The 18136-nt window shown below is 70.2% G+C and carries 16 protein-coding genes; 2 read left to right on the top strand and 14 right to left on the bottom strand.

Annotation, left to right across the window (positions count from 1 at the left end; genetic code table 11):
- Window positions 1-74 precede the first annotated feature (74 nt).
- On the top strand, window positions 75-332 hold the full coding sequence (locus ACFWTE_RS15820; RefSeq protein ID WP_378780131.1) for a hypothetical protein: 258 nt from the start codon (window positions 75-77) through the stop codon (window positions 330-332).
- Between the two features lie 375 nt (window positions 333-707).
- Here the strand turns inward: ACFWTE_RS15820 and ACFWTE_RS15815 are convergent, their stop codons facing one another.
- The 10 genes from ACFWTE_RS15815 to uvrC all read right to left on the bottom strand — a co-directional run bounded on the left by ACFWTE_RS15815 (window position 708) and on the right by uvrC (window position 10996).
- A complete protein-coding gene (locus ACFWTE_RS15815; protein ID WP_267948989.1) occupies window positions 708-1082 on the bottom strand; it encodes an RNA polymerase-binding protein RbpA in 375 nt (124 codons plus the stop codon).
- 81 nt (window positions 1083-1163) lie between these two features.
- Window positions 1164-1400, bottom strand: coding sequence for a preprotein translocase subunit SecG (gene secG / locus ACFWTE_RS15810; RefSeq protein WP_378780130.1), 237 nt, complete (start codon window positions 1398-1400; stop codon window positions 1164-1166).
- A gap of 290 nt (window positions 1401-1690) precedes the next feature.
- Complete coding sequence (gene tpiA / locus ACFWTE_RS15805; protein ID WP_378780129.1) at window positions 1691-2467, bottom strand: triose-phosphate isomerase; 777 nt, start codon at window positions 2465-2467, stop codon at window positions 1691-1693.
- A 77-nt stretch (window positions 2468-2544) separates the two neighbouring features.
- Window positions 2545-3729, bottom strand: coding sequence for a phosphoglycerate kinase (locus ACFWTE_RS15800; RefSeq protein ID WP_378780128.1), 1185 nt, complete (start codon window positions 3727-3729; stop codon window positions 2545-2547).
- Window positions 3730-3865: 136 nt separating this feature from the next.
- A complete protein-coding gene (gap, locus tag ACFWTE_RS15795) occupies window positions 3866-4870 on the bottom strand; it encodes a type I glyceraldehyde-3-phosphate dehydrogenase (RefSeq protein ID WP_378780127.1) in 1005 nt (334 codons plus the stop codon).
- A 328-nt stretch (window positions 4871-5198) separates the two neighbouring features.
- Entirely contained in the window at window positions 5199-6179 is a 981-nt protein-coding gene (gene whiA / locus ACFWTE_RS15790; RefSeq protein ID WP_378780126.1) for a DNA-binding protein WhiA, read from the bottom strand.
- 202 nt (window positions 6180-6381) lie between these two features.
- The gene (locus ACFWTE_RS15785; RefSeq protein ID WP_378780125.1) at window positions 6382-6789 is read right to left on the bottom strand and encodes a DUF488 domain-containing protein; all 408 of its coding nucleotides are present in this window, start codon (window positions 6787-6789) and stop codon (window positions 6382-6384) included.
- Window positions 6790-6827: 38 nt separating this feature from the next.
- The gene (gene yvcK / locus ACFWTE_RS15780; RefSeq protein WP_378780124.1) at window positions 6828-7802 is read right to left on the bottom strand and encodes a uridine diphosphate-N-acetylglucosamine-binding protein YvcK; all 975 of its coding nucleotides are present in this window, start codon (window positions 7800-7802) and stop codon (window positions 6828-6830) included.
- A 285-nt stretch (window positions 7803-8087) separates the two neighbouring features.
- A complete protein-coding gene (rapZ, locus tag ACFWTE_RS15775) occupies window positions 8088-8972 on the bottom strand; it encodes an RNase adapter RapZ (RefSeq protein ID WP_378780123.1) in 885 nt (294 codons plus the stop codon).
- Entirely contained in the window at window positions 8969-10996 is a 2028-nt protein-coding gene (gene uvrC, locus ACFWTE_RS15770) for an excinuclease ABC subunit UvrC (RefSeq protein WP_378780121.1), read from the bottom strand. Before uvrC ends, rapZ begins: the two co-directional genes overlap by 4 nt.
- 243 nt (window positions 10997-11239) lie before the next feature.
- Here uvrC and ACFWTE_RS15765 point away from each other — a divergent pair, with 243 nt between their 5' ends.
- On the top strand, window positions 11240-12373 hold the full coding sequence (locus tag ACFWTE_RS15765) for a mechanosensitive ion channel family protein (protein ID WP_378780120.1): 1134 nt from the start codon (window positions 11240-11242) through the stop codon (window positions 12371-12373).
- A gap of 93 nt (window positions 12374-12466) precedes the next feature.
- Here ACFWTE_RS15765 and ACFWTE_RS15760 read toward each other — a convergent pair whose 3' ends face one another.
- The 4 genes from ACFWTE_RS15760 to ACFWTE_RS15745 all read right to left on the bottom strand — a co-directional run bounded on the left by ACFWTE_RS15760 (window position 12467) and on the right by ACFWTE_RS15745 (window position 18099).
- Window positions 12467-12853, bottom strand: a complete 387-nt coding sequence (locus ACFWTE_RS15760; protein WP_330095246.1) for a Rieske (2Fe-2S) protein — start codon at window positions 12851-12853, stop codon at window positions 12467-12469.
- A gap of 128 nt (window positions 12854-12981) precedes the next feature.
- The gene (locus ACFWTE_RS15755; protein ID WP_378780119.1) at window positions 12982-13773 is read right to left on the bottom strand and encodes an RDD family protein; all 792 of its coding nucleotides are present in this window, start codon (window positions 13771-13773) and stop codon (window positions 12982-12984) included.
- A gap of 140 nt (window positions 13774-13913) precedes the next feature.
- Complete coding sequence (gene uvrA / locus ACFWTE_RS15750) at window positions 13914-16748, bottom strand: excinuclease ABC subunit UvrA (protein ID WP_378780118.1); 2835 nt, start codon at window positions 16746-16748, stop codon at window positions 13914-13916.
- 331 nt (window positions 16749-17079) lie between these two features.
- Entirely contained in the window at window positions 17080-18099 is a 1020-nt protein-coding gene (locus ACFWTE_RS15745; RefSeq protein WP_378780117.1) for a TerC family protein, read from the bottom strand.
- Window positions 18100-18136: the final 37 nt, after the last annotated feature.

The raw sequence follows: 18136 nt of genomic DNA, 5'->3' as shown, positions 1-18136 counted from the left end.
CCGACGGTGGCCGCGCCCGGCCAATCCCGCCAAAGTCCGGACGACCGGGGCAGCCGCCCGCTACAGTCCGGTTCATGAGGCCGAACGCGAACGAGTACGAGACCGAGCTGCGGCTCAACGGCGAGATCATCGTTCTCGACGGCATGTCCTACCAGGGTCGCACCGTGCTTCCGGAGGGGCCGGAGCAGTTCGCTCCCCTGGAGCGCTGGGCCAAGGGGGTGGCCGAGACGCTGGGAGAGCCGGTGACCTGGCGCGCCATGGAGAAGGGCGGGCTCGCCGGGCGCGGAACCGTGCAGCCCGGCCCCGGGGCTCAGAACCGCCGGGCGCTCTGAGCTCCGCACTTGGCGCACTCGAACTTGCGATCGTCGCCGAGAATCCAGTCGTGGTCCCCACCGCTAGGGCACGCTGACATCGACACCATCTCCTCAAGGGGGTTCGGGGGTGTGCGTGCCGATCACTTTATGCCTCACCAGCCACATCAGTCCCGCGATTGAGAGAGTTCGTACCCTTCTTCATGTATGAGAGGGGGTTTTCGCCACCGCGCCCCGAAAATCGGCACTCTCTGCTTTTTCGCGCACGCCTTCGGTGATGTCCGGCAGCCTGCGCGCGCGGGGGGCGTCGGCCCGCCCCCGGCCCCCGGGGAGGTCCCCGTAGATGCCGGAAGGGGCCCGTCGCGACGGGCCCCTTCCAGAAGGTCTTCGGGACCCCTAGTTCTGTGCGGCGGCCCTCATGTGGGCCTCGACCGCGGCGCGGTCGGCACGCAGCTTGGCGAGGGCCTCGTTCAGGATGAGCTTGCCCTCCTCCTCGCTGCGGCGCTCCTTCACGTACGCCAGGTGGGTCTTGTAGGGCTCGGTGCGCGGCGGTGACGGGGGGTTCGCCTTGTCCTTGCCCGCGGGGAAGCCGCAACGCGGGCAGTCCCACTCGTCGGGAACCAGAGCTTCGCTCGCGAAACTGGGCACGACCTCGTGCAGGTTCGCGCAGTAGAACGGAACCCGCACGCGCGGGGCTGCCTCGCCCCGCTCCGCCTCGCCCATCGGGCCGGCTCCGACACGGCTGCCACGGATGGCACTGCCACTACCCACGAAAAACTCCTTCAGCGAACTGGCCCACCGGATGATCGGGCGAGCTTGACTGTGGACTGGGGGCGCTCCGCGGGTCGCGGATCACATTCCCCGGTTGATCAGCAGGCCGAGGACGACGATCGAGAGGATCCACGCCACCGAGATGACGATGGTCATCCGGTCCAGGTTGCGTTCGACCACCGAGGATCCGCCGAGCGAGGACGTGACGCCACCGCCGAACATGTCGGAGAGGCCGCCGCCCTTGCCCTTGTGCAGGAGCACCAGGAGGATCAACAGCACGCTGAGAAGCATCACGAAGATGGACAGACCGAGGATCACACGCTCACCCGTAGCTCGACCCCGCAGCGGGGGGATGGAAACCTCGATCCCCCATTTCCCACCCACACCAGCGGCGGTACCGCGGCACCGGGCCTGTGCGGAGAAGGGGAAGGAGGAGACCGGGGACAATTTCGGATTTTACCGTGCCCAGGCGGCACGGGTGGGGAAACCGCGAGGCACGGAGAGCCCCACAGCGAAGTCTAGCCCGACCCGGGGACCTGTCGGGCACTCCGCCCGTCACCATTCGACATCGAAGGGTGACGGGCGGGACGGCACGAGACGATCGGCGACTACTTGTCGCCGAAGCGGATCACCTTGACGAACTCGTCGGCCTTGAGGCACGCGCCGCCGACCAGGGCGCCGTCGACGTCGTCCTTGGCCATGATGCCGGGAGCGTTGTCGCCCTTGACCGAACCGCCGTAGAGCACGCGCACGGCGCCCGCGACCTCGGGCGAGTACAGCTCCGCCAGACGGGTGCGGATCGCCGAGCACACCTCCTGGGCGTCCTCTGGGGTGGCGACCTCACCGGTGCCGATGGCCCACACCGGCTCGTACGCGACCACGATCCGCTCGGCCTGCTCCGCCGTGACCTCCTTGAGGGCGCCGTCCAGCTGGGCCAGGACGTGCTCGACCTGACGGCCCGCCTTGCGGACCTCCAGGCCCTCCCCCACGCACAGGATCGGCACGATGCCGTGCCGGTAGGCGGCCTTCACCTTGGCGTTGACCAGGGCGTCGTCCTCGTTGTGGTACTCGCGGCGCTCGGAGTGGCCGGCCAGCACGTAGGAGCAGTCCAGCTTGGCCAGCATCGAACCGGAGATCTCCCCGGTGTAGGCGCCCTTGTCGTGCGCGGAGACGTCCTGCGCGCCGTACCCGATCTTGAGCTTGTCGCCGTCGACGAGGGTCTGGACGCTGCGCAGGTCGGTGAACGGCGCGAGGACGACGACCTCGGCGTTGTCGTAGTCCTTGTCGTTCAGCCCGAACGCCAGCTTCTGGACGAGCGCGATGGCCTCCAGGTGGTTGTTGTTCATCTTCCAGTTGCCGGCGATGAGCGGCAGGCGCTTGGCCATGTTCGTTCTTCCTGTCTGGGAGAGGTCGGGGGTCGGTGGACGACCGGGGCGCCCCGGGGCTTTTCCGGGCCCCGGTCCTACCTGAGCGCGTCGATACCGGGAAGGTCCTTGCCCTCCAGGTACTCCAGGCTGGCGCCTCCGCCGGTGGAGATGTGGCCGAAGGCGGCCTCGTCGAATCCGAGCGCGCGCACGGCCGCCGCGGAGTCACCGCCGCCGACCACGGTGAACGCGCCGGAGTCGATCAGGGCCTGGGCCAGGGCACGGGTGCCGTCGGCGTAGGGCTGCATCTCGAAGACCCCCATGGGGCCGTTCCAGAACACGGTCCTGGCGTCGGCCAGCTTCCCGGCGAAGAGCTCCTGGCTCCTCGGGCCGATGTCCAGGCCCATCCGGTCGGCGGGGATGGCCTCGACGTCGACCGGGGCGTGCGGGGCGTCGGCGGCGAACTTCTCGGCGGCGACGACGTCGACGGGCAGGACGATCTCCACGCCCTCGCGCTCGGCGCGCTCCAGGTAGCCGCGCACGGTGTCGAGCTGGTCGGCCTCCAGCAGGCTGGACCCGACCTCGTAGCCCTTGGCCTTGAGGAACGTGAAGACCATCCCGCCGCCGATGAGGATGCGGTCGGCAGCGCCCAGGAGGTTGTCGATGACGCCGAGCTTGTCGGAGACCTTGGAGCCGCCCAGGACCACGGCGTAGGGGCGCTGGGGGTCCGCGGTGAGCTTGCGCAGGACCTCGACCTCGGTCAGGACGAGCCCGCCGACGGCGTGGGGGAGCTTGCCGGGGAGGTCGTAGACGCTGGCGTGCTTGCGGTGCACGGCACCGAAGGCGTCGCCGACGTACAGGTCGGCCAGGCGTGCGAAGCGGTCGGCGAGATCGCCGCGCTCGGCGTCGTCCTTGCTGGTCTCCCCCGGCTCGAAGCGCACGTTCTCCAGCAGGGCGACCTGGCCGTCCGCGAGGGAGTCGGCGGTCGCCCGGGCGGACTCGCCGGCGGTGTCGGCGGCGAAGGCCACCTCGGTGCCGAGCAGTTCGCCCAGGCGGGCGGCGACCGGGCGCAGGGAGTAGCGGGGGTCCGGGGCGCCCTTGGGGCGGCCCAGGTGGGCGGCGACGATGACGCGGGCGCCGCGCTCACGGAGCTTGTCGATGGTCGGCAGGGCCGCGCGGATGCGACCGTCGTCGGTGATGCGGTCGCCGTCCAGGGGCACGTTCAGGTCGGCCCGGACGAACACGCGTTTACCGGAGACGTCGAGGTCGTCGATCGTCCGCATGCTGGTCTCCTCGTTGGGGTGTGGGTCTGCTCTGTCCCGGACGGTGACCCGGGCGGCGCTCACGACGGCACCCCTCCGCGCGCACTGCGGGCGAAGGGGTGCCGTCTCACGCGCCGGTGGCCATGGGGCCGTGGCGTTACAGGCTGGAGCCGACCAGCTTGGCCAGGTCGGCCAGGCGGTTGGAGTAGCCCCACTCGTTGTCGTACCAGCCGAGGATCTTGACCTGGTTGCCCGCGACCAGCGTCATCTTCGAGTCGAAGGTGCAGGAGGGCGCGGTGCCGACGATGTCGGAGGAGACGATCTCGTCCTCGGTGTAGACCAGGACGTCCTTGAGGGGGCCCTCGGCGGCGGCCTTGAACGCGGCGTTGACCTCGTCCTTGGTGGCCGGGCGCTCCAGGGTGACGACCAGGTCGGTGGCGGAGCCGTCCGGGACGGGGACGCGCATGGCGATGCCGTCCAGCTTGCCGGCGAGCTCGGGGATCACCAGGGCGGTGGCCTTGGCGGCACCGGTGGTGGTCGGGATGATGTTCTGCGCGGCGGCGCGGGCGCGGCGCAGGTCCGAGTGCGGGAAGTCCAGGATGACCTGGTCGTTGGTGTACGCGTGCACCGTGGTCATCAGGCCCTGGACGATGCCGAAGCTGTCCAGGAGGACCTTCGCCATGGGCGCCACGCAGTTGGTGGTGCAGGAGGCGTTGGAGATGACGTGGTGGCTCGCGGGGTCGTACTTGTCGTCGTTGACGCCCATCACCACGGTCAGGTCCTCGCCCTTGGCGGGCGCGGAGATGATGACCTTCTTGGCACCGGCGGCGATGTGCTTCTTCGCGTCCTCGGCCTTGGTGAAGCGGCCGGTGGACTCGATGACGACGTCCACACCGAGGTCGGACCAGGGCAGCTGGGCCGGGTCGCGCTCGGCGAGGACCTTGATGTTCTTGTCGCCGACGCGGATGAAGCCGTCACCGACCTCGACGTCGCCGTCGAGGGTGCCGAGCACGGTGTCGTACTTGAGCAGGTGCGCGAGCGTCTTGGTGTCGGTGAGGTCGTTGACCGCGACGATTTCGATGTCGCTGCCGCCGGCGGCGACCGCGCGCCAGAAGTTGCGGCCGATCCGACCGAAGCCGTTGACGCCTACACGGATGGTCACGGAACCAATCTCCTCATATGTCGCACATCATTTCACCCGCGCGTTCCACACTCCGGGGAATACGGGCTGGTACAGCCCGATCCAACCGTGTTGAACAGCGTGAACGCATAACAGGTGTTCACAAAGAGCCTAGCGGAATGTCGACGGGGAGCCGTTCCGACCCCGCGTCCAGCGACCCGCCGCCCCTCGCGGGTTCGCGACCATCCTGACACCGCAAAGCCAAGAGGTCTATACCATTTTCGGAAGTTATCCGGGAGTTTTCCCAGTTAACAAAGCCGAACATCCCTGTTGCGGGCCTGTTGCTTCCCCTTGCGGCCCCGCCCGCCGGTCAGGGGACGAGCATGTCCGGAGTGAGGTTGGCCTCGGTGCCCTCGATGCCCAGGTCGCCGGCCCGCTTGTCGGCCATCGCCAGGAGCCTGCGGATGCGGCCGGCGATGGCGTCCTTGGTCAGCGGGGGCACGGACAGCTGGCCCAGCTCCTCCAGCGACGCCTGCTTGTGCGCCAGGCGCAGCTGGCCCGCGGCGACGAGGTGCTTGGGCGCCTCCTCCCCCAGGATCTCCAGGGCCCGCTCCACGCGCGCTCCGGCCGCGACCGCCGCCCGCGCGCTGCGCCGCAGGTTGGCGTCGTCGAAGTTGGCCAGGCGGTTCGCGGTCGCCCGCACCTCCCGGCGCATCCGGCGCTCCTCCCACGCCAGCACGCTCTGGTGCGCGCCCAGCAGCGTCAGCAGGGCACCGATGGAGTCGCCGTCGCGGACCACCACCCGGTCCACACCGCGCACCTCCCGCGCCTTGGCGTGCACCTTGAGGCGCCGTGCGGCGCCCACCAGCGCCAGCGCGGCCTCCGGCCCGGGGCAGGTGACCTCCAGGGACATCGACCGCCCCGGCTCGGTCAGCGAGCCGTGCGCGATGAACGCGCCCCGCCACGCCGACTCGGAGTCACAGGCCCCGCCGGCCACCACGTGCCGGGGCAGGCCGCGCACCGGGCGGCCGTTGTTGTCCACCAGGCCCGTCTGCCGGGCCAGGGACTCGCCTTCCTTGATCACCCGCACCACGTACCGGTTGCCCTTGCGCAGTCCGCTCGGGGACAGCACGACCACCTCGGACTCGTGGCCGAACACCTCCGAGATGTCCTTGCGCAGGCGCCGTGCGGCCGCACCCGTGTCGAGTTCGGCCTCGATCACGATCCGCCCGCCCACCAGGTGCAGTCCCCCGGTGAAACGCAGGATGGTGGACACCTCCGCCTTGCGGCAGCATGGCTTGAGAATGGCCAGACGGCTCAACTCATCCTTCACCACGCCGGTCATCGCCATCGCTGCGATCCTCCCCCTTGGAACAACCCGGCCCGGCACCGCGCGCTCGGTACCGGGGTGCGTCCCTCGAGGCCTGGCCACGGGGGACTTTCTCCGAGGCAGACTACGTTACGCGACGCTCGGTACCGACCCCCGGACGGCGTGTCGCCCCTTCACCCTGGCCCCGGGGCGCGGCGCTGTCTGCGTTCGTGCGGGTGTGCGGTCAATTGCCCCCCGCCCCTGGTCGGAGCGCCTCCTCCAGGTGGTCGCGCAGGACGACGGCGTGGTTGTGCTCGCTGTCCTTCGCGGCGTACAGGAGGGTGACCGGGCCGCGGCGGGCGGCGTCGAGGAGGGGTGAGAGCGCCTCCGGCCGGGAGTCCAGCTCCGCCCGGTAGCGCTCGGCGAACTCGCGGAAGCGCGCCGGGTCGTGGCCGAACCACGTGCGCAGCCCGGGGCTCGGCGCGGCCTCCTTCACCCACCGGACGCCCTCCATGGACTCCTTGCCCACCCCGCGCGGCCACAGGCGGTCCACGAGGAAGCGGGTTCCCGGCGGCGGCTCCTGTGCGTCCTGCGCTCCCCGCGCCCGCACCTCGTCGTAGACGCGTTCGAGGTACACGTTCTGATCAGCCATGACGCCGGTCTTCCCCGGTGCGTGCCGCGGCGAACCCGTCAGTCGACCAGGATCCGCTCGAAGGCCTCCGCCAGCCGCTCGGCGTCGTGGCGCGGGCTGCCGTCGGAGCACGACAGGTCACCCAGTTCCAGGCGCCCGCCCAGCTCCCTCGTGGCCGCCCGCAGCGGTGCGGCGTCCTCCACGGTGCCCCGGTCGGCCAGGACCACGTCCACCCCCAGCTTGGGGGCGTGCTCGTGCAGGACCTCCAGGTAGGTCTCGGGACGGAAGTCGTCGGTCTCGCCGCGCTGCGGCGACAGGTTGAGGGTCACCAGGCGCCGGGCACGGGTGGTGACCAGGGCGTGGGCCAGGTCGGGGACCAGCAGGTGCGGGAGCACGCTGGTGAACCACGAACCGGGGCCGAACACGATCCAGTCGGCCTCGCGCACCGCCTTGACCGCCTGCGGGCTCGCGGGCGGGCACTCGGGGATCAGGGAGATGGAGCGCACCCGGCCGCTGGTGCTGGCGCACGCCACCTGGCCGCGCACGGTCGTCAGCTCGTCGGGGCGTTCCGGGTCCACCCCCGACACCTCGGCGGCGATGTCGAGCGGCACCGACGACATCGGCAGGACGCGACCGTGGGCGCCGAGCAGCTGGCCGACCCAGTCCAGTCCGGCCACGGAGTCGCCCAGGAGTTCCCACAGGGCCACGATGAGCAGGTTGCCGACGGCGTGGCCGTGCAGATCGCCCTCCGAGCTGAACCGGTGCTGGAGCACCTGACTCCAGGTGTGGCCCCACTCGTCGTCCCCGCACAGGGCGGCGAGCGCCATGCGCAGGTCACCGGGGGGGAGGACGCCCAGCTCCTGCCGGAGCCGACCGCTGGAACCACCGTCGTCGGCGACCGTGACGACCGCCGTCACGTCGGTGGTCACCCTTCGCAGAGCGGAGAGGGAGGCGTGCAGGCCGTGCCCTCCGCCCAGCGCGACCACCCGGGGTGGGCGCTGCGCCTCCCCGTCCGGCCCGGTGCTTCTCGCCATGGCTGTGGCCTGCCCCCTCGTCCCGACTGCAGCGGACGCGCCGGACCGTGCCGCCGAGGACGGCGGGCAGCAGGTCCTCACACGCCCCCGGTCCGCCGGCGCCCCGCCCGTGTGGGGAGCGGCGCCAGCGGTGACCGGGCCAATCTAGGGGAAGACGCCCCTCTTGGCGATTCGGTTGACCCCGCCCGCCCACCCGGGCGGGCGACCGGCCCGGTTCCGGTCCCCCGGCGTCCCCTCGCACCGCGGGGGACGGCGGCCGTCCAGTCCTGTGCGTGTCGCGTCCGCCTACTCGCGGCCCACGTCGCGGTGGACGACGTGCACGTCCACCCCCTGGCCGCGCAGCCGCTCGGCGAACTGCTCGGCCATGGCCACGCTCCGGTGCCTGCCACCGGTACAGCCCACCGCGAGGGTCATGTAGTGCTTCCCCTCGCGCTGGTATCCGGCGATGGTCAGCCGGAGGACCTCGGAGTAGGCCTCCAGCATCTCCTTGGCCCCGTCCTGGGACAGGACGTAGTCGCTCACCGGCTCGTCGCGGCCGTTCATGGGCCTGAGTTCCGGCACCCAGTGGGGGTTGGGGAGGAAGCGGCAGTCGAGGACGAGGTCGGCGTCGACCGGGAGCCCGTGCTTGAACCCGAAGGACACCACGTTGGCGCGCGGCCGGGCCTCGTCGCTCTCACCGAAGAACCCGATCACCCGAGCCTTGAGCTGGTGCACGTTGAGCTGGGAGGTGTCGATGACCAGGTCCGCCTCGCCGCGGATGGCGCGCAGGGTCTCGCGCTCGCGGTCGATGCCGTTGGTCAGGCGGCCCTCGCCCTGGAGCGGGTGCGGCCTGCGCACCCCCTCGAACCGGCGTACCAGGGCGTCGTCCCCCGCCTCCAGGTAGAGCACCCGGGCGACGATGTCCCGCTTGCGCAGCTCCTCCACCGTGGACAGCAGGTCCTCGGTGAACGCCAGGGAGCGCACGTCCACGACCACCGCGACCCTGGGGACCGCTCCGTGCGTGCGTCCGGCCAGTTCGATCATGGTGGGCAGCAGACCCGGTGGCAGGTTGTCCACCACGAACCAGTCCAGGTCCTCCAGGGCCCTGGCCGCCGTGCTGCGGCCCGCACCGGACATTCCGGTGACGATGACCACCTCGGGCGGTAGCTCCCCGCCCAGTTCGACCGTCATGTGTCTCCTTTCCCGTCAGTGGTGTCTCGTGTTGTGGCCCCGTCACCCTTCCCGTCCCGTCCGGCGGGGCCGCCGGACAGGTGCGCGTGCACGGTCTCGGCCAGTCTGGGGCCGATACCGGGCACGTTCGCCATCTCCTCGACCGAGGCCGAGGCAAGTCGTTTCACCGAGCCGAACTCCTTGATCAGGGCGGTTCTGCGCGCCGGACCCAGCCCGGGGAGTTCGTCCAGGCTGCTGCCGGTGAGCGCCTTGGCTCGCTTGTTCCGGTGGTAGGCGATGGCGAAGCGGTGCGCCTCGTCGCGCAGGCGCTGGAGCAGGTACAGGCCCTCGCCGGCGCGCGGCAGGATCACCGGGTCCTCGTCACCGGGCAACCACACCTCCTCCAGACGCTTGGCCAGACCGCACACGGCGACGTCCTCGATGCCGAGCTCGTCCAGCGCGCGGCGCGCCGCCTCGGCCTGGGGCCGGGCCCCGTCCACCACCACCAGGTTAGGCGGGTAGGCGAACTTACCGGGTGAAGGCTCGTCGTCGGTCCGGTGACCGCCGTGGTCGCCGGTCTCGCCCATACGGGCGACCTCGCCGCTCCTGGAGCTCTCCTCCAGGTAGCGGCGGAACCGCCGTCGGACGACCTCGTACATGGCGGCGACGTCGTGCTGCTCGCGGTCGCCCTCGCCGCTGCCCCGGATGGAGAAGCGGCGGTACTCGGACTTGCGGGCCAGCCCGTCCTCGAACACCACCATGGAGGCCACCACGTGTTCGCCCTGGAGGTTGGAGATGTCGTAGCACTCGATGCGCAGCGGGGCCTCGGCCAGGCCGAGGGCGTCCTGGATCTCGTTGAGGGCGCGGCTGCGGGTGCTCAGGTCCCCCGCCCGGTGGGTCTTGTGCCGGGCGAGCGCCTCCCGGGCGTTCTTCTCGACCGTCTCCATGAGGGACTTCTTGTCGCCCCGCTGGGGCACCCTCAGGTCCACGGAGGAGCCGCGGTGCTCCGACAGCCAGGCGGCCAGCGCCTCGGGGTCCGCGGGCTCGTGGGAGACCAGGACCTCGCGCGGGACGGCGGTACCGGTGCCCGCGCTCTCGTCGGTGCCGTCGGCGGCCCCGTAGAGCTGCCCGAGGAAGGTCCGCATCAGCTCCGCGGGCCCGGCGTCGGTCACCTTGTCCACCACGTAGCCGCGCCGGCCCCGGATACGGCCGCCGCGGACGTGGAAGATCTGCGCCGCCGCCTCCAGCGGGTCGTCGGCCATGGCGATGACGTCGCAGTCGGTGGAGTCGGGCAGGACGACCGCCTGCTTCTCCAGGGCTGCGCGCAGGGCCTCGATGTCGTCGCGGATGCGGGCCGCGCGCTCGTACTCCATCTCCCCGGCGGCCTCCCTCATCCGCCCCTCCAGTTCGCGGATGAAGCGTCCGGTGTCCCCGGCGAGGAAGGAGCAGAAGTCGTCGGCGAGTTCGCGGTGCTCCTCCGGGGTCGCCTTTCCCACACACGGCGCGACGCACTTGCCGATGTAGCCGAGCAGGCAGGGGCGGCCGCTGTTGCGGGCGCCGCGGAACACCCCCGCCGAGCAGGTGCGCACCGGGAAGACCCGCAGCAGCAGGTCGACGGTCTCGCGGATGGCCCAGGCATGGGAGTAGGGGCCGAAGTAGCGCACCCCCTTGCGTTTGGCACCGCGCATGACCTGGACGCGGGGGAACTCCTCGTTGAGGGTGACCGCCAGGTAGGGGTAGCTCTTGTCGTCGCGGTACTTGACGTTGAACCGGGGGCTGTACTGCTTGATCCAGGAGTACTCCAGCTGGAGCGCCTCCACCTCGGTGCCGACGATCGTCCAGTCGACGTCGGCGGCGGTGGAGACCATCTGCTGGGTGCGCGGGTGCAGTCCGGCGAAGTCCCGGAAGTAGGAGGAGAGCCGGGAGCGGAGGTTCTTGGCCTTGCCGACGTAGATGACCTGCCCCGACGCGTCCCTGAACCGGTACACGCCCGGCGAGGTCGGGATGGATCCGGGTGCGGGACGCAGGTGAGGAGTCACAGCCATACCCCCATTCTGATAGGTCGGGGGGACAGACGGCCACTCGTGACCCGTCCGTCGCCGCCGTGGCGAGGTTCACGCCGGCCCGTAGGGCCCCCGGTGTTCCCGCAGCGGGCGGGTTCCGCGCGCGGTCCCGGCCCCGAAGGTCTGCTCCATGTCATGCAAACGTCACGATTGCGCATCTGCATGGTCTAGGTTGGGCGGGTACAGACGAACTTCCGGACATGAACGACAAGGAGGACCCCCGTCGTGGACCCCTCCCAATGGATCGCGATCGGTATCGCCGTCACCCTCGCGCTGCTGCTGGTGTTCGCCGTCAGGTGGGTACTCAAGAACAAGCTGGCCAAGGCCTGGCGCGTCGCGGACTACGTGGTCGCGCGGACCGCCTTCTCCGGCTACACGGCGGCCGCGGTGGTCGGCGCCAACCTCGCGCTGCCCGAGGAGTCGGACGTGCCCTGGAGCACGTACCAGGTCATCGAGCACGCGATGCAGATCCTCATGATCGGGTCGCTGACCGCGCTGGGCATCAGCCTGGCGCACGCCGTCACCGACATGGTCCTCGCGCGCCTGTCGGTCGCCAACGGTGACGCCGACCGCAAGGCCAGGCGCCTGCAGACCCAGGTGCGGCTGCTGCGCAGGGTCATCACCTCGGTCATCGTGGTCCTGGCCATCGCGTCGATCCTCTTCACGTTCGACTCCGTGCGGGCACTGGGCGCCGGACTCCTGGCCTCCGCGGGCATCATCGGCATCGTCGCCGGTGTCGCGGCCCAGTCGACCCTGAGCAACCTGTTCGCCGGGCTCCAGCTCGCCTTCAGCGACGCGCTGCGCATCGGCGACGTGGTCGTGGTCGAGGGTGAGTGGGGACGGATCGAGGAGCTGAGCCTGGTCAACGTCACCATCAAGATCTGGGACGAGCGCCGCCTGGTCGTGCCGGTCGCCAACTTCACCACGACCAGCTTCGAGAACTGGACCAAGCAGGGCACGGCGATCACCGCCAAGGTCATGCTCCCCCTGGACTGGGAGGTCCCGATCGCGGAACTGCGCGAGGAGGCCGGGCGCCTGATCACGTCCAGCAGGAACTGGGACGGCCGCAGCTGGTCGTGCCAGGTCGTGGACGTCACCGCGACCGGTGACGTGATGGTGCGCGTGGTGGCGACCGCCGCCGACACGGGAGCCCAGTGGGACATCGCCTGCGAGATCCGCGAGCACCTGATCGGGTGGCTGGTCGCGCACTACCCGGAGTCCCTGCCGCGCAGCCGCACCGAGTTCGTCTCCGGCGACGACGACGTCTCGTACGCCACGCAGTTCCCCACCTCGGCGTTCCGGCGCCGTGAGCCGAACGGCGTCACCGGCCCTCCCGGAGGCGACCCCGGCGAGGCCTGAGCCGACGCGGACGGCGCCCGGAGCGATGTGCTCCGGGCGCCGTCGCGTGCGCGGTACCGTGCGCCCCGCCGGAGGCGCTCCCTCCGGGCCCGGTCAGTCCAGGATGATGTCCCCGCCGTCGATGGTGACGGTGAACCCCTCCAGCGGCTCCTGAGCCGGTCCGGTGACCACCTCGCCGGTGGAGATGTCGAACTCGCTGCCGTGGCACAGGCACCGGATGACGTCGTCGACCTCCTGGACCGTGCAGCCCCCGTGCGTGCACGAGGCGCTGAACGCCCGGTAGTCGTCCTTCTCGGGCTGGGTCACCACCAGTTTGCTGTTGTGGAAGACCGCTCCCGCACCCTCGGGGACGTCACTGGTCTGGCCGACCACGTGGCCGCGGCGCACGTCCTGCGGCCGGGGCGGTTCGCCGCCGCAGGCGCTCACGGCCGTGACGGCCGCCGCCGCTCCCGCCGTTCCGAGCAGGCCCCGCCTGCTCACCCCGCACCCGCACGTCCTCTTACCGGCCACGACCGAACGCTCCCTCACCTGCGCGAAAAGTATGCACTACACAATGTAGTAGGCGTGGAGGGGTGCCCTGCTCCGGGGCCCCTCCGGGAGGCGCCGGGCTACACGGGTGGGCGGTGTGCCTGCGGCTCGGCGACGTCGAGCACCACGGTGCCCGCGATCTTGTCGTGCAGGCCCTGGCGGTTGGGCCTGTTCCAGGCGGCCATGCCGCCGGTGAGCACGGCCATGACGATGACCAGCAGCCACCAGAACCAGTCGAAGGTGAACAGCAGCAGGTACAGGAACAGGAAGGGCAGCGCCAGCAGGGCCGCGCGTACCGTCAGCGCCGACAGGCGCACGGGGCCCAGGCTGCCCGTGCCGGCGACCGGCGCCACCTTCAGGCCGAGTCTGCGCTTGCCCAGGGTCTGGCGCCAGCGGGAGAGGGCGAAGGTCTCGTAGCCGGTGTAGAGCACGAACCAGATCACCGACAGGAAGACCGGGTACCGGCCCTGGATGCCCTGGGTCGACCCGTTGGAGACCTCCTGGACGCCGACCCAGGCCAGGGTCACGAACAGGGCCAGGAGCAGGGCCGGCAGGGCGACCAGGACGAGGTCGAAGAGCCTGGCCAGGACCCGGGTCCGCCAACCCGCCAGCGGGTACAGCTGCTGCGGTCCCGCCGCGGCCGGGGGCTCCGCGCGTCCGTCCCCGTACACGGCGGTCGCGGCGGGATCGACTGGGGCGCCCCGGTGGCCGAACCCGTACACCTCGTGGTGGGGCGGGGCCGGGTGGCCCTCCGGCTGCGGTCCCCCGGTGGGGTCGGGACGTGGAGGGGGAGCGTACATGGCGGTGGCCGACCTCCTGGCGGTCAAGGGGGCGCGCGGGGCGGGGCGCTGCGCGACAAGACGCGCGGACATGCCCGACCTTACCGGCGACACCTGCCGTGAACGAGCCGCCCCGGTGGGGGCGGGCCCTCCCCGGACGCGAGGGGCCCGCCCCCACCGCCAGGACCCGAGCGGGTTCACAGCGTGGGACGGGCCCCTTCGGCGCTCGGATGTCAGAGCATCTTGGCGAGGAACCGGCCGGTGTAGGACTCGGCGACCGCCGCGATCTCCTCCGGGGTGCCCTCCGCGATCACGGTGCCGCCGCCCGCACCGCCCTCGGGTCCCATGTCGATGACATGGTCGGCGGTCTTGATGACGTCGAGGTTGTGCTCGATGACGATCACCGTGTTGCCGGTGTCGGCCAGCCGGTTGAGCACGCCCAGCAGCTTGCGGATGTCCTCGAAGTGCAGACCCGTGGTCGGCTCGTCCAGCACGTAGACCGTGCGGCCGGTGGAGCGGCGCTGGAGCTCGGCCGCGAGCTTGACGCGCTGCGCCTCACCGCCCGACAGGGTCGTGGCGGGCTGCCCGAGCCGGACGTACCCCAGGCCGACGTCGTCCAGGGTCTGGAGGTGGCGGCGGATGGCGTTGATCGGCTCGAAGAACTCCAGGGCCTCGGAGATGGGCATGTTGAGCACCTCCGAGATGCTCTTGCCCTTGTAGTGCACCTGGAGGGTCTCCCGGTTGTACCGGGCCCCGTGGCAGACCTCGCAGGGCACGTAGACGTCGGGCAGGAACTGCATCTCGATCTTGAGCGTGCCGTCACCGGCGCAGGCCTCGCAGCGCCCGCCCTTGACGTTGAAGGAGAACCGGCCCGGCTGGTAGCCGCGCGTCTTGGCGTCGGTGGTCTGCGCGAACAGCTTGCGGATGTGGTCGAAGACCCCGGAGTACGTGGCCGGGTTGGAGCGCGGGGTGCGGCCGATCGGGCTCTGGTCGACGTGCACGACCTTGTCGACCTTGTTCACGCCGTTGACCCGCAGGTGACGGCCGGGCACGTCGCGCGCCCCGTTGAGCTCCTTGGCCAGCGCCTTGTACAGGATCTCGTTGACCAGGGTGGACTTGCCCGAACCGGACACTCCCGTGACGGCGGTGAACACCCCCAGCGGGAAGGCGACGTCGATGCCGTGGAGGTTGTTCTCCCTGGCGCCCTTGACCACCAGTTCGTGCCCCCTGGTGAGGGGCCGCCGCCCTTCCGGGAGCGCGATGGCGCGTCGGCCCGACAGGTACTCGCCGGTCAGCGACTTCTCGGAGGTGAGGAGTTCGTCCACGCTCCCGGACACCACGACGTGGCCGCCGTGCTCGCCCGCACCGGGGCCGATGTCGACGACCCAGTCGGCGGCGCGGATGGTGTCCTCGTCGTGCTCGACCACGATGAGCGTGTTGCCGATGTCGCGCAGCCGCTGGAGGGTCTCCAGCAGGCGGGCGTTGTCGCGCTGGTGCAGGCCGATGGACGGCTCGTCGAGCACGTACAGCACGCCGACCAGGCCGGAGCCGATCTGTGTGGCCAGCCTGATGCGCTGGGCCTCACCGCCGGAGAGCGACCCGGACGAACGGGCCAGGCTCAGGTAGTCCAGGCCCACGTCGAGCAGGAAGCCCAGCCGTGCGTTGATCTCCTTGAGCACCTGGGCCGCGATGACCATGTCGCGGTCGGAGAGCCGGAGCCCGGCGAGGAAGTCCGCACTGTCGGTGAGCGACATCTGGGCGACCTCGGCGATGGACCGGCCGCCGACGGTCACGGCCAGTACGACCGGCTTGAGGCGGGTCCCCTCACAGGTGGGGCAGGGCACGGTGCGCATGTACCCCTCCAGCCGCTCGCGACCGTAGTCGCTCTCGGTCTCGGAGTGGCGGCGCTTCACCCAGGGGATGACGCCCTCGAAGTCGGTGTAGTAGGAGCGGTTGCGCCCGTACCTGTTGCGGTAGGTGACGTGGACCTGGGTGTCGTGCCCCTCCAGCAGCGCCTTGCGCGCGCGGCGCGGCAGCTTCTCCCAGGACGTGTCCAGGTCGAACCCGACGGCCTCGCCGACCGCGGTCAGGATGCGCTCCCAGTAACCGCTGTTGGGCCCGCCCGACCAGGGGCCGATGGCGCCCTCGGCCAACGTCCTCTCCGGGTCCGGGACCAGCAGGTCGGCGTCGACCTCCATACGGGTGCCCAGGCCCGAGCAGTCGGGGCAGGCGCCGTAGGGGGCGTTGAAGGAGAAGGAGCGGGGTTCGAGCTGCTCGAAGGACAGGTCGTCGTAGGGGCAGTACAGGTGCTCGGAGAACACCTTCTCGCGCTCGGTGTCGTCGGCGTCCAGGTCCACGAAGTCCAGGACGATGGTGCCGCCCGCGAGCTTGAGCGCCGTCTCGACGGAGTCGTTGAGGCGTCCGCGCGCCCCCTCCTTGACGGAGAGCCGGTCCACGACCACGGCGATGTCGTGCTTGTCGTAGCGGCCCAGCTTGGGAGTTTCGTCGAGGCGCACCGCCTCGCCGTCCACGACCGCGCGGGTGTAGCCCTTGGACTGGAGGTCCTTGAAGAGTTCGGTGTACTCGCCCTTGCGCCCGCGCACGACCGGGGCGAGCACCTGGAAGCGGGTGCCCTCGGTCATCTCCAGGACGCGGTCGACGATCTGCTGCGGCGTCTGCCGCGCGATCTCGCGGTGGCACTCGGGACAGTGCGGCACCCCCACACGCGCCCACAGCAGGCGCAGGTAGTCGTACACCTCGGTGATGGTGCCGACCGTGGAGCGCGGGTTGCGGCTGGTGGACTTCTGGTCGATGGACACCGCCGGGGACAGTCCCTCGATGAAGTCCACGTCCGGCTTGTCCATCTGGCCGAGGAACTGGCGCGCGTACGCCGAGAGGGACTCGACGTAGCGGCGCTGCCCCTCGGCGAAGATCGTGTCGAAGGCCAGCGAGGACTTCCCCGACCCGGACAGGCCGGTGAACACGATCATGGAGTCACGCGGCAGGTCCAGCGAGACGTCCTTGAGGTTGTGCTCTCGGGCTCCCCGGACTACCAGTTGTTCGACCATCGAGTGAGACATCCTTCGGCATAGGCGCACAGGGTGCTGACCGCGTCGGATGACAGCGGCTGACCCGTGTGTGGCTTCGCGGCGTGGCGGTCGAACGGCCCCAGGCGACCACCTCGGCCTCGGAATCGGGCCGGTGAGGGGATGCGGGAAGGGCGTAGGCCTCCCCGTCCGTCAAGACTAACGATCGCCGACGACGGTTTCTTCCACAACGGAGAAGTGGTGGTGCCCCGACGCTCCAGCGTCAGGACACCACCACTATAGACGAACAGTTGTTCGAGAAAGGTCGTTTCGCGTGAGGTCCGCGAGCGGGGCGGAGACCGCCCGCCCGGTATCAGGACCTGTCGGCCGTGACGTCCTTTTCTCCCTCGACGGCGGGCTTGTTGCGCTCGTCGATCCTGGACTTGACCAGGCTTCCGACGATGGTGATCGTCATGATGCCCAGGATCACGGTCAGCGAGGCGCCGATGCCGATGTCCACGATGTGGATGCCGTTCTCGTGCAGCGCGTGGAAGATCATCTTCACACCGATGAACAGCATGATCGCCGACAGGCCCCAGCTGATGTAGGCCAGGCGGTCCATGAGTCCGGCCAGCAGGAAGTACAGCTGGCGCAGGCCCAGCAGCGCGAAGGCGTTGGCGGTGAAGACGATGTAGGCGTCCTGGGTCAGGCCGAAGATCGCCGGGATGGAGTCGACGGCGAAGACCAGGTCGATGACGCCGATCGCGAGGATGACCAGGAGCATGGGCGTGACGTGCCGCCTGCCGTCGAGCTTCACGGTCAGCTTGGCACCGTGGTAGTCGTCACTGACCGGCCAGAAGCGCTTGACCAGGCGGACCACGGGGGTCTGCGTGAAGTCCTTCTCCTCCTCGTCGGCCTTGACGTGGTCCCGGATGATCTTGTAACCGGTGTAGATCAGGAAGGCGCCGAAGAGGTAGAAGACCTCGCTCCAGGCGTTGATGACCTGGGCGCCGAGGACGATGAAGATGCCGCGCATGATGAGCGCGATGACGATGCCGACGAGCAGGACCTCGTGCTGGTACTTCCTGGGCACGGCGAAGGAGCCCATGAGGAGGTAGAACACGAAGAGGTTGTCGATGCTCAGGCTCTTCTCGGTGACGAAGCCCGCGAAGTACTCCGCGCCGGCCGCACCACCGCCGTAGTACCAGACCCCGAAACCGAAGAGGATGGCGATACCGATGTAGAAGACCGCCCACCAGGCGGCCTGCTTGATCCCGAACTCCTGGGGACCCTTCTTCTTACTCCACGGGTGGTCGACGATGGCCAGGTCGATCACCAAAATGGCGATCATGCCACCGATCGTCGCGGCCCATACCCACAAGGGAACGTTCACGGACGGATTCTCCTCCGGTTGGTGCGCGCGAGCGGAG

The sequence above is a fragment of the Nocardiopsis sp. NPDC058631 genome (assembly GCF_042716955.1).
In the GTDB taxonomy this organism is placed as follows: domain Bacteria; phylum Actinomycetota; class Actinomycetes; order Streptosporangiales; family Streptosporangiaceae; genus Nocardiopsis.
This window is presented reverse-complemented; position numbering and strand designations above follow the sequence as displayed.